The 9,143-nt window shown below is 48.6% G+C and carries 9 protein-coding genes, 1 pseudogene and 1 riboswitch; of the genes and pseudogenes, 7 read left to right on the forward strand and 3 right to left on the reverse strand.

All coding sequences use genetic code 11. The annotated features are described in order from the left end of the window. The 3 genes and pseudogenes from AC1DWB_RS29200 to AC1DWB_RS29210 all read left to right on the forward strand — a co-directional run. A pseudogene (locus tag AC1DWB_RS29200) lies at positions 1 to 779 on the forward strand (hypothetical protein); the annotation flags it as partial. After that, positions 776 to 1,072, forward strand: a complete 297-nt coding sequence (locus AC1DWB_RS29205; RefSeq protein WP_477544616.1) for an EscU/YscU/HrcU family type III secretion system export apparatus switch protein — start codon at positions 776 to 778, stop codon at positions 1,070 to 1,072. The pseudogene AC1DWB_RS29200 and the gene AC1DWB_RS29205, both read left to right, overlap by 4 nt. Further along, positions 1,069 to 1,449 carry a YraN family protein gene (locus AC1DWB_RS29210; protein ID WP_477544617.1) on the forward strand — a complete coding sequence of 127 codons (381 nt, stop codon included), beginning with the start codon at positions 1,069 to 1,071 and terminating at the stop codon, positions 1,447 to 1,449. Before AC1DWB_RS29205 ends, AC1DWB_RS29210 begins: the two co-directional genes overlap by 4 nt. A gap of 37 nt (positions 1,450 to 1,486) precedes the next feature. Here the strand turns inward: AC1DWB_RS29210 and AC1DWB_RS29215 are convergent, their stop codons facing one another. Continuing rightward, positions 1,487 to 3,055, reverse strand: coding sequence for a YifB family Mg chelatase-like AAA ATPase (locus AC1DWB_RS29215; RefSeq protein ID WP_477544618.1), 1,569 nt, complete (start codon positions 3,053 to 3,055; stop codon positions 1,487 to 1,489). A 441-nt stretch (positions 3,056 to 3,496) separates the two neighbouring features. Between AC1DWB_RS29215 and sucC the strand changes: the two genes are divergently transcribed. The 3 genes from sucC (at position 3,497) to dprA (ending at position 6,871) form a co-directional block, all read left to right on the forward strand. Further along, a complete protein-coding gene (gene sucC, locus AC1DWB_RS29220; RefSeq protein ID WP_477544619.1) occupies positions 3,497 to 4,657 on the forward strand; it encodes an ADP-forming succinate--CoA ligase subunit beta in 1,161 nt (386 codons plus the stop codon). Positions 4,658 to 4,678: 21 nt separating this feature from the next. Beyond that, positions 4,679 to 5,611: a succinate--CoA ligase subunit alpha gene (gene sucD / locus AC1DWB_RS29225; RefSeq protein ID WP_477544620.1), complete on the forward strand. Its 933-nt coding sequence runs from the start codon at positions 4,679 to 4,681 to the stop codon at positions 5,609 to 5,611. Between the two features lie 84 nt (positions 5,612 to 5,695). Continuing rightward, the gene (dprA, locus tag AC1DWB_RS29230) at positions 5,696 to 6,871 is read left to right on the forward strand and encodes a DNA-processing protein DprA (RefSeq protein WP_477544621.1); all 1,176 of its coding nucleotides are present in this window, start codon (positions 5,696 to 5,698) and stop codon (positions 6,869 to 6,871) included. On the opposite strand, the gene AC1DWB_RS29235 is transcribed toward dprA, so the two are convergent. Continuing rightward, the gene (locus AC1DWB_RS29235) at positions 6,864 to 7,940 is read right to left on the reverse strand and encodes a site-specific integrase (protein ID WP_477544622.1); all 1,077 of its coding nucleotides are present in this window, start codon (positions 7,938 to 7,940) and stop codon (positions 6,864 to 6,866) included. The two genes, dprA and AC1DWB_RS29235, sit on opposite strands and share 8 nt — an antisense overlap. 86 nt (positions 7,941 to 8,026) lie before the next feature. Between AC1DWB_RS29235 and AC1DWB_RS29240 the strand changes: the two genes are divergently transcribed. Next, positions 8,027 to 8,341 carry a LytTR family transcriptional regulator DNA-binding domain-containing protein gene (locus tag AC1DWB_RS29240; protein WP_477544623.1) on the forward strand — a complete coding sequence of 105 codons (315 nt, stop codon included), beginning with the start codon at positions 8,027 to 8,029 and terminating at the stop codon, positions 8,339 to 8,341. Between the two features lie 88 nt (positions 8,342 to 8,429). Then, positions 8,430 to 8,512, forward strand: a riboswitch (cyclic di-GMP riboswitch). A gap of 145 nt (positions 8,513 to 8,657) precedes the next feature. On the opposite strand, the gene AC1DWB_RS29245 is transcribed toward AC1DWB_RS29240, so the two are convergent. After that, the gene (locus AC1DWB_RS29245; RefSeq protein WP_477544624.1) at positions 8,658 to 8,864 is read right to left on the reverse strand and encodes a helix-turn-helix transcriptional regulator; all 207 of its coding nucleotides are present in this window, start codon (positions 8,862 to 8,864) and stop codon (positions 8,658 to 8,660) included. Between the last annotated feature and the right edge of the window lie 279 nt (positions 8,865 to 9,143).

Genomic DNA, 9,143 nt, shown 5'->3' on the forward strand with positions numbered 1-9,143 from the left:
GCGCTGCGCGCTCGGCGGCAGCCGCGGAGCCGCCCGCCACGCGGCCCGGCGCCGCGCCGGAGTGGATCGCCCGCCTGCTGAAGGCGGTCGGCGTAGAGCACGAGCATACGCTCGTGAAGAACTTAACCCGCGATGCAGCAGACATCCTTCCAGCCGCCGCACAGCTGGATGATTCGCAACTTGCTGATCAGGCAGCCTCCAAGCCATTCACGGACACGTTGAAGAGTGTCCTGCTTCAGTTGGCCGACACGGATGGGGTGCCTCCTGCCTTGAAAGAACAAGTGCAGCAAGCGCTGCAAAATGTGACCGGACAGCAGTTGCTGCTCAGTCCGGATCGGAGCGCTGTGTTTTCACATATCACTTTGTTTGTCCCCTTCAACAACGGGGCGGGTGAACAGACGGCCGCGATTCATGTCCAGTCGCGCAAAGGCAAGAAGGGTCAGATTGATGCGCAGAATTGCAGGTTATTATTTGATTTGCGCATGAAATCACTTGGCGATACGCTGGTTGATGTGCAGGTGTATGACCGCAAAGTCCAATTGCAAGTTCATAATGACCATCCGTTCGTCAGCGAATTAATCGATGCTTATCGGGAAGAGATCGAGGCAGGACTTGCGCAATCCGGTTATTCGTTAGTCACACTTCGCAGCGCACCGTTCCCGGAGTCGCAGACAGGGACAGGAACCCTGGAGGATGAGAGCGGACAGAAGTCGAGTGCAACGTCATCTACGTCCGTCTATCAAGTGAAGCCGTATCGGGGAGTGGACATCCGCGTATGAAAGAACAGAAGCAAGCTCCGCCGAAGAAAGCGGTCGCCCTCCAATATTCCCCTGAAACGAACGCTTCCCCGGTTGTAGTGGCCAAAGGCAGGGGGACGGTAGCCGAGGAAATCATGAGGCGTGCGAAGGAACACGGGATTCCGCTTCAAGAGGACCCTTCCTTGGTAGAGGTGCTATCGAAGCTGGATCTGAATCAGGAAATTCCCCCTGAGCTGTACCAGCTCGTAGCGGAAATTTTGAGCTTCATCTATCGCTCCGATCAGAGAGCAAGAAGCTTGAGAGGCGACTCTTGACCCGCGGTCATCGACTTACCCGACAAGAGCTGGGAGCTCTGGGGGAGCAACTGGCCGCCGAATATTTGCAGCAGAACGGCTATCGAATCGCAGCGCGCAACTGGCGTTGCCGCAGCGGAGAGCTCGACATCGTCGCTGAGAACGACGAGCTTCTCGTCTTCATAGAAGTTCGGTCACGCACGAATACGGGGACGTTCGGCACCGGTCAAGAATCGATTGATATACGGAAGCAAAGAAAAGTCCGGGAAACCGCCCAGGTGTACATGTATGCGAAGAAAACGAATGAGTCAATTCCCGTACGATTCGATGTAATATGTGCTGTGTTTCATCCAGATGGTACGTTGGATAAGCTGGATTATATACGAAATGCTTTCTAGTCCGATTCCGCTGAGGGATCGGACTTACTTCATGTAGTTAAACCCACTTCTTGTCCAACACCCGATATTGAATCGCTTCCGCGATGTGCTCTTCCTGGATCGAGCTGCAATCATCCAGATCGGCCAACGTGCGAGCCATCTTCAGAATGCGGTCATGCGCACGCATGCTCAACCCGAGTGCATCGAACGACTGCATCAGTAAGTGCTCGGCATGCGCGGGAATGGAGCATACTTGGCGCAGCAGGCGGCCAGACAACTCTCCGTTGAACTGTGTGCTCGTTCCTTTGTACCGACTTTTTTGCCGTTCCAGCGCAATCTGCATGCTGGAGCGCATTTCCGCAGAAGACAAACCGGGTCGGGTATCCGATAATGTCTGCAAATCTACGCGAGGTACTTCTACGTGCATGTCAATACGGTCAAGCAATGGTCCAGATAGTCTGGATCTGTAATTTTGGATTTTGAGCGGACTGCATGTGCACGGCGTAGTGTCGGAATCGCCCCCCCAATATCCGCATGGACATGGGTTCATCGAAGCCGCGAGAATGAAATGCGCGGGAAATGTATAGACGGCCTTCGCTCTGCTGATCGTGACACGTCTGTCCTCCAGAGGCTGACGCAAGGCTTCGAGTACATACCGAGGGAATTCCGGCATTTCATCGAGGAATAACACGCCCTTGTGCGCGAGACTGATTTCTCCAGGCTTCGGAATGGAACCGGCTCCAACAAGACCACCCGATGAGATCGTGTGATGGGGGGAGCGGAAGGGACGCACGCGAATGAACCGGCTGCGGTCCGTAATAGCACCTGCTGCGCTATATACTTTGGTCACCTCCAGCGCTTCCTGATCTGTAAGTGGAGGCAGGATCGAGGATAAGCGGCGAATGAGCATCGTTTTACCAGAGCCGGGTGGTCCAACAAGCATTATATTGTGCATCCCGGAAGCTGCAACAAGTAGAGCCCGCTTGGCATGCTGCTGACCGCATACATCGGCGTAATCGTCAAGACCGACATAGGTCGATGACGACAAGCTGTTTGTTAACTCGTGTTCAGCATCGCCGTTGTTCGATGATTGTTCATCTTGAAGGTGTTGTAAAGATTGAACGTCTGCCGATTTGGTTATATCGGTTAGGTGAGATAAGCCAATAACCTCAATACCCTCGATCAAACGTGCTTCCGGGGCGTTGATCAGTGGCAGGATCACATGGGTGAGCCCACGTTTCTTGGCAGCATCGACCATGGATAGTACACCTGGAATCGGACGTAGACTGCCATCAAGGGCGAGCTCTCCGGCTATAAGGCAGTTCTCGATCCCACCCATTATGTGCTGTCCACTAGTTACGATAATGCCTACTGCTATCGCCAGATCGAACGATGCCCCTTCTTTGCGGACGTCCGCCGGAGCCAGATTGACTGTAATCCGTTCAAGCGGGAAGCGGAGCTCGCAGTTTTTGATCGCAGCCCGCACACGTTCGACGGATTCCCGGACCGCCGAGTCTGGCAAGCCAACTATGTTGATTTGTGGCAAACCGCTGCTTATATTGACCTCAACTTCAATTAGATTTCCTTCGATCCCTTGCAGACAAGCACCCATTACTTTTCCGTACATGACGAAAAAGCACCTCCATTCCATCCTGATTCGCTCATGCAGACATATGTCCGCATGGCGTTCGTAACGGAAAAAGGTGCTTCCTTTTGTTCCTCTCTTAACTCTAATTCGCGATGCACAATCAAATTCCTGCTCAGTGGAATAGTAAAAGTGGGCGGATTCGGAAATACTTGTCTTCGCAAACCTTATTTTCGGGACAATTGTTGTCCAAATGTCATCTTTAATTAAAATTTTACAATTTTACTTGAAAAAGATGAGGAAAGTGTCGAAGAAAAGTGGTACAATAGGTAAGGTTTTTTGTGCCAACCTGTCCGAGATCCCTTTCGGGTRTTTGAAGAGATGATGACACATAAGGTTTCGGGTTTTTCGACAGTAGGGCAGGTTTTCCCGCTTTTCTGTTCTTTTACATTTCAGCAACATATTTGATAGGAGGATTCGAGAATGAATATCCATGAGTATCAAGGGAAAGAAGTCCTGAGACAATATGGGGTTTCCGTTCCACAAGGCAAGGTAGCTTTTTCCGTTGAAGAAGCTGTCGAGGCGGCGAAGCAATTAGGAACAGCCGTTGTTGTCGTTAAGGCTCAAATCCATGCAGGTGGACGCGGTAAAGCAGGCGGTGTTAAAGTAGCTAAGAACCTGGACGAAGTTCGCGAATATGCGGGTCAGATTCTTGGTAAAACACTCGTTACGCATCAAACGGGTCCAGAAGGTAAAGTTGTCAAGCGTCTGCTGATTGAGCAGGGCTGCGATATTAAGAAAGAATATTACATCGGTGTCGTTGTCGATCGTGGAACTGGAAGAGTCGTCATGATGGCGTCTGAAGAAGGCGGCACGGAGATTGAAGAAGTAGCGGCACATTCACCTGAGAAAATTTTCAAAGAAGTGATCGATCCGGCTGTAGGCCTGCAAGCTTTCCAAGCGCGCAAACTCGCTTATGCGATCAAGATCCCAACAGAACTCGTTAACAAAGCGGTCAAATTCATGACGGCTCTATACCGTGCATTTGTTGAGAAAGATTGTTCCATTGCTGAGATCAACCCACTCGTTGTTACGGGTAGCGGGGATGTTATGGCACTTGACGCCAAGCTGAACTTTGATTCGAACGCATTATTCCGTCACAAGGATATTGTGGAACTGCGCGATCTGGATGAAGAAGATGCCAAAGAAATCGAAGCGTCTAAATTCGACCTTAGCTATATCGCACTGGATGGCAACATCGGCTGTATGGTTAACGGTGCTGGACTTGCTATGGCGACGATGGACATTATCAAATATTATGGCGGCGAGCCAGCCAACTTCCTCGATGTAGGCGGCGGCGCGACGACTGAGAAAGTTACGGAAGCGTTCAAGATTATTTTGTCCGACTCCAAAGTAAAAGGGATTTTCGTTAACATCTTCGGCGGTATCATGAAGTGTGATGTCATTGCGAACGGTGTTATTGAGGCAGCCAAGCAAATCGGTTTGGATCGTCCGCTTGTAGTGCGTCTGGAAGGTACGAACGTGCAATTGGGTAAGAAAATTTTGAACGAATCCGGTTTGAATATCGTAGCTGCTGACTCCATGGCTGACGGTGCACAAAAAATCGTAGCGCTCGTGAAGTAATCTGAGAGGAGATGAACTCGAATGAGTATTCTGGTTAATAAAAATACAAAAGTCATTACGCAAGGGATCACCGGTTCCGTAGGGATGTTTCATACGAAGGGCGGCCTTGACTACGGCACTCAAATGGTAGGTGGCGTTACACCTGGCAAAGGCGGAACGAAAGTAGATATTACACTTGAGAATGGCACGACAGTTCAACTGCCTGTATTCAATACGGTAGCCGAAGCTAAGGCTGCAACTGGGGCAACAGCGTCTGTTATCTACGTACCTCCGGCATTTGCAGCAGATGCGATTATGGAAGCTGTAGACGCAGATATGGATCTTGCAATCTGTATTACGGAAGGCATTCCAGTACTTGACATGGTTAGCGTGAGCAAGTATATGGAAGGCAAGAGAACTCGCCTGATCGGTCCTAACTGCCCGGGTGTCATTACACCAGATGAGTGCAAGATCGGCATTATGCCGGGTTACATTCATACTAAAGGCCATGTAGGTGTCGTATCCCGAAGCGGAACGCTTACTTATGAAGCGGTTCATCAGCTTACGACTCGCGGTATCGGTCAATCCTCTGCTGTTGGTATCGGCGGCGACCCGGTGAAAGGTTCGGAGTTCATCGACATCCTGAAATTGTTCAATGAAGATCCGGACACATACGCGGTTATCATGATCGGTGAAATCGGCGGTACAGCAGAAGAAGAAGCGGCTGAATGGGTAAAGGCGAACATGACGAAGCCGGTTGTCGGTTTCATCGGTGGTCAAACCGCACCTGAAGGCAAGCGGATGGGACATGCTGGTGCCATCATCTCTGGTGGTAAAGGTACAGCAGCTGAGAAAGTGGCCACTATGGAAGCTTGCGGTATTAAGGTCGCACCAACTCCTTCGGAGATGGGTTCCACACTCGTAAGCGTTCTTGAAGAGAAAGGCTTGATCGAGAAATGCACCACTCGTAAATAAGCTTCAATCGTGAAGGTAAGCAACCTTCCATTTCCTGCCAAGGAACTGGAAGGTTGTTTTTTTATTAAAGGAGGCTATATACTAATGGATAACCGAACCGTATTATTCGCCCTGCACGAAATGCCGGGCATTGGCTGGAAAACGATTCACAAGCTAATAACCCGGCTTCATGCACTGGACCAGTTGCCTGGCCTACAGCCGGAGCAGTTAGTTGATCTGGATATCGCGCATAGCAAAGCATCGCTCATTTTGTCATTGATGACGGATACTTTCGCAGCTGAGAAGATGGAAGCCTACCGCATACGGGGGATCGAGATCATCTCACGACTGGATGCGCAGTACCCCGAATGGCTGGGCCAGATCGCCCAACCCCCATGGATCTTATATGTGAAAGGGAATGCCTCCCTGTTGAACCGGCCTTGTATCGCGATGGTTGGCACAAGAACGCCTACTGCGTATGGGAAGAAGGTTGCCTTCCAATTGGCACAGGAGTTGGCGCATTCCGGCATGACAGTTGTAAGTGGACTCGCTCGCGGAATTGACAGTGAAGTGCATCGCGGAGCCTTAACCCGGACGGATGCTGGTAGTACAATCGGTATACTCGGTTGTGCATTGGATACCATATATCCGCCGGAGAACAAAGGTCTCTACGCTCAGATCGCTGAGAAAGGGGCTCTCGTTTCCGAATTCCCACTTGGAACGCCGGTTCATCCGGGGCTATTCCCACAACGAAACCGTATTATTGCTGGACTCAGCCTAGGGACCATTGTGATAGAAGCAGCGAACAAGAGCGGTTCTTTGATTACGGCAGATCAAGCATTAGAAGCGTCCAGGGACGTATTCGCTGTGCCGGGACCTATTACTTCGCCGAAGAGCGCAGGCACACTCTCCTTAATTAAGCAAGGAGCCAAGACGGTCACTTGTGCACAGGATGTGCTTGAAGAATACGAAACAAGGATCAACTTGAATCAATCTACATACACGAATAGTGAGAAGATCGAGGAGCTCGTCTTGACAGGCGATGAATCCGAAATGCTGCAGCATATGAGCTGGGAACCTACAACAATTGACCAACTTTTGGCATTGTCGGGATTTGCGTTTGGACAAATGCACACAGTTCTGTTATCTTTAACAATGAAAGATAACAAAAAGCCCGGAGATGCCTTGATATATAGGCAATTCGGGCTTGTTTTTTGTTCGTTCACCATTCTGACCACGTGGTCACGAAAAACAGTAGTTATCCACAGGTTTGTTAGTTAAAAATGTGTTGATCGAGAGCTGCGGCGACCTCTTTTTGCATCGACGGAATAACATGTGAATAAGTGTCTAATGTGGTTGTCACTGTCGAGTGTCCTAGACGTTCAGCAACTACCTTCGGATTAACACCCATCATGAGCAACATAGTGGCGTGTGTATGCCTCATGTCGTGGAAACGTATCTTTGGTAGTTCTGTCTTGCTAACATCGTTCTGGAAGCGCCTAGAAGCCTCCTGAGGGTAGATAGGATCATTGAACTTGTGAAAGATGTACTTCCCTGGTAACGTGGCAGCCTTGTACGCTTTCAGGGTTTCCAGCGTAGTATGCGGTAAACTGATTGTTCGCTTCGAGTGTTCGTTCTTTGGCTCCTTGGTATCGAGTCCAGATTGCATCGTATACTTTAAACTACGACTAATCTGTATATACCCCGATTCAAAATCAATGTCCGACCAGTAAAGGCCGAGCATTTCCCCGATCCGCATCCCCGATGTGAGGGCCAGTACATACAAGGCATGATTAGGACTATTCTGGGACACCTGGAGAAAGTGTTGAACTTGTTCCTTGTTCCATACTTTCATTTTAGCTGGCTTGTAAGTTGGAGGGGAAGCATGTTGCATGATGTTGTTGTGGATCACTCCCCATTTGTGTGCAGCTCGGAACGCTTTACGTAGCACTAGGGAAATGTTTCGGATCGTTCCTCTTGATACCTCACGCTTCAACAAATCGCTATAGAACTGTTCGACTCGTAGATGAGTGAGCTTGTCCATCTGGAAATGCCCCAAGTCCGGTACAATGTAGCTTGTGGCCCACTGACGCTGATTGTGATAGGTCATGGGGGATACCTGATGCTTCACATGCTCCTCGAAGAATGTATCGATAAAGTCGGCCAATTTAGGCGCGCTGACATTCTGGCCTTTTTCAATCTRCATCTCCAATTTGACAGACTCGCGTCGAGCTTCTTTCTCCGACTTAAAACCGCTAACCGTTTTCTGCTTCCGTTTGCCTGTCTTGGGATCTCTTCCGGTATCAATAGTGAAGCTCCAGGTATCGCCGCGCTGTCGGATGTAGGCCATGTTACCTCCTGATAGAAAAAGCCTATAATAGGCTGTGCATGATTTTACTTTCGAGTGGAAACATAGTGCTAAAAAGGATGTTTCTTATGTATTTACTGGATGATCGCAATCACGTGTTTGAGGTCCAAGATTCAGACATCATCTGYATCGAAGTATCGCGCCCACATATATATTATCGGACAACTAAAGGGAAGTATAGAGCGCCGCGAACAATTGTTGAGTTCATATCAATTTATGGTACTGACGGTTTTATACAAGTTGATAAAAAGAAAATGGTTAATCTCAGTCTTGCAGATAAAATTGAAAACGGATATGTCCACTATGGGGATTTGAAATATGCAATTTCACGGAGGAATATTCAAAAAGTAATAGAGAAGTTCGACCGATTAAAGTCTAATTGAGAACCGTTCGCGTAACACCAATGGTAGTGGAACAATCTGACACATCGTGGTATGATTGAGTCAGACCAATTATAGAAAATTCAGCCAATCTCGATAATAGCAAACCATTCGAAAGGATGGGACGCAAAGCCATGGCCCTCAAGCGTAAGCTAGGGTTGACAGGTTGCCGAAGATGGGCTATTTGCGCACCATTTTTACAGTATTCGTTTTCAGCAACCTAGATCAAGGGATAGGTTGTATATTTTGACGCCGTACTTGACTGTCAGTCAAGTGCTGATCAGGAAGGAGAGGATAAATCCCCAACCGGCTACCGAATTTACTTAAATTCGTACAAATCATCCATGATACATCCAAGGATATGAGCGGCGTGTTTTGCCTTTAAATAGCTAAACGTGCTGTCGAGGCTGATAATCTTGGAGATGTATCCTTCTGTAACATTTAGACGACGTGCAAATTCTGCTTGTGTCATATGTCGTTCTACAAGCAGTTCAGGTAGCCGACTCCTTCCGATCTGGAAGGGCATCGTTTCACCTATTATTTTTAGAATGGGAATTACTTACTTGCAAAATACGAACACGCATTCGTATAATATGAGAACAACATAAAATGAACGGAGCTGAAAGAATGGGAATACGTGAACAGAAACGCGCGGAATTGGAACAATTACTATTATCAATGGATCGTGATAAGTTAGACCGCGCTTTAGAAATACTTCATTCTGTCACTTCTCCTTCGCGAGCTTCTCCAACAACTCAATAGCAAGATCTAGTGTTTTTTCATCTTTTATTAATTTGATATATTC

It is taken from the genome of Paenibacillus sp. P4_E11 (genome assembly GCF_056401635.1).